At 39.9% G+C, this 2,084-nt stretch carries 2 protein-coding genes; one reads left to right on the plus strand and one right to left on the minus strand.

Annotation, left to right across the window (positions count from 1 at the left end):
* Window positions 1-389 precede the first annotated feature (389 nt).
* The gene (locus HMPREF9304_RS11235; protein WP_036929205.1) at window positions 390-599 is read left to right on the plus strand and encodes a hypothetical protein; all 210 of its coding nucleotides are present in this window, start codon (window positions 390-392) and stop codon (window positions 597-599) included.
* A 537-nt stretch (window positions 600-1,136) separates the two neighbouring features.
* Here the strand turns inward: HMPREF9304_RS11235 and HMPREF9304_RS11240 are convergent.
* The gene (locus HMPREF9304_RS11240) at window positions 1,137-1,679 is read right to left on the minus strand and encodes a hypothetical protein (RefSeq protein WP_036929206.1); all 543 of its coding nucleotides are present in this window, start codon (window positions 1,677-1,679) and stop codon (window positions 1,137-1,139) included.
* Between the last annotated feature and the right edge of the window lie 405 nt (window positions 1,680-2,084).

Here is a 2,084-nt window from a genome sequence, read left to right on the forward strand (position 1 = left end):
TTGTCCCTAAAAGAAATATATGAAAGTGCGTATTTTATTTTGTTGGGCAGGAAATGTTTATAATTGGTCTGGTACCTGGCCATTTTCCTGCATTCCGTCTCCTGGGGACACCTTATCTATTCAAAGTTTTGTAGATAAGGGATATATAAAGGCAGACGAAAAAGATGTTGTATTCGAAGGAAGCAGCACAGGTAGGTATCGAGGACTTGAAGTACCATTGGAGGGTTTGCTTTCCAATGAATACAATACCAAGGTTGTCTCTGTAAATTGGACTGGGACAGGTATTGAAATTGAGGTAACGACAGACATATATCAGCAAAGAGACGATGTTGGTTTTAATCTTTGGGANGAAAAANAGAAATTTTTAATTTTCTATTTTTAGATGTTTTATGGATAAACAATTAAGGAAAGTGATTCACGTGCATTTCATTCAAGGACGTAGGAATTACTACTTTGGTAGTGTAGCAGCGGTCTTTAGAAAGTTCTCTGAGAAAGACCTTGGATGTTCGGAAAAATATCTAAGCCATATTTTGACAAAGGACGGGATGCACCATATCACGCCAAAGGTTCTTATCGTAAGGTCAAGACTGATTACATAAAACTGATTTTAATCAAAAATAATCTTCCTTCACCTCTCCCGAAGTCCCATGAAAGACTCTGTTGGCGATCCTGAAAGGTCAGAAACAGTGTCTTTNATGGGATTAAAACAGCAGAAACTGTTTTAAGGGTTTTTGCGTAGCCAGTGTTCCATTAAGCAGTCTGCCATCTTCGCCGCTGTCGCAGTGGATTGAAAAAGGAACAGGACAAAGGAGAAGATGGCTGCAGCGTNATGGAACTCTGGCGGAGCAGGCGTGAGGAACAAGCCGAAAGGGAAAGAAGNTGTAACAAAAACTTGCGTTAGCATGTTTTTGCGCTGGGTGAAAGGAATGATAGTCTTAGTAATAACTTGCTATTTCAGAACAAAGCGTGGATAATAGGGGGAGGTAATAATGGAGTGTGCTGCGAACTGTGAGAGCAGCACACGGCAAATGNTGTATGTAATCTTCGGTTTTTCTTTCGGCATGCGCAAAGACATGCTTACACTGCAACTGTTTTTCAAATTGATACCCGCCGAGTAGACGGGTGTCGATGTTCCTTTAATCTTTGTTATTGTCTATAAGACCTATCACATAGTGTTTCGTGTCGTAACTATATTGCATTGTTTTTTCTTTGATCGTCTCAACGTACACATCACCGTCTGCAATAACGATTTCATCGTCATCGGCTATTGCTATCTCATCATATAGCTCTCTTAAACCTTTGATGTAGTCTTCGATTTTTTCAAGCCCATCTTCTTCATCTGCCAGCTCATCAATATAACTTGCAGCACCTACTTGTTGCAAGAAGTCATCTTGGCTCATGTTCGCTTCAAATTGTTGGTAATTCTCGCCATAGTCTTCTGCAGAGCGCTCAAAAGCATCGTATGCATGATTGTTTCCTCTGCTCCAAAGCTGCCAACCGTCACGCTTTGTGAATATCTCGATGTCAAGATGATATTCTTCGGCAAGATTTTCTGCTTGCTCAAAATCCTCAAATCCAATAATAGCCTTTTTCAAACACTGTGGATAACCGTTCAAACCAGTAGTCGTTTGGATGACCATTAAACCATTCTCGCTTGCAATTTCATTGATTGATTTCATGTTAAAATATTTTTTGTGGAGGGATGGTTAGTCCCTCCGTTTCCTTTAGCATTCAACAATTTCAAATTCATGAATGTAGATAAAATTGTCATCTTCCTCATGGCATTCATTCCAATTTTCTAACTCGTTTTTGCTTACTTTCTCTTTACCGAGTAGGTTAGCAACATAAGTCATTGCTTGTTCTTCAGTCTCAAAGTACTCACTTTGATAATCTCCGTTTACATAAGCGTCTACATAGAACCTTTCGGGGAAATATTTGCCNTCTGCATCGTTGGTTGCATAGACTTCACAGCCAGGTTCTTCCACTATATAATAAATAGTCAGTTCGGGCATAAGCTGTGCCAATACATAGCGAAAGTCAGTTGTACCCCATGCTTCTTCAGCCTCTATGCGGATAATATCTCC

This window comes from Hoylesella timonensis S9-PR14, from assembly GCF_000762405.1.
GTDB classification, from domain to species: domain Bacteria; phylum Bacteroidota; class Bacteroidia; order Bacteroidales; family Bacteroidaceae; genus Prevotella; species Prevotella timonensis_A.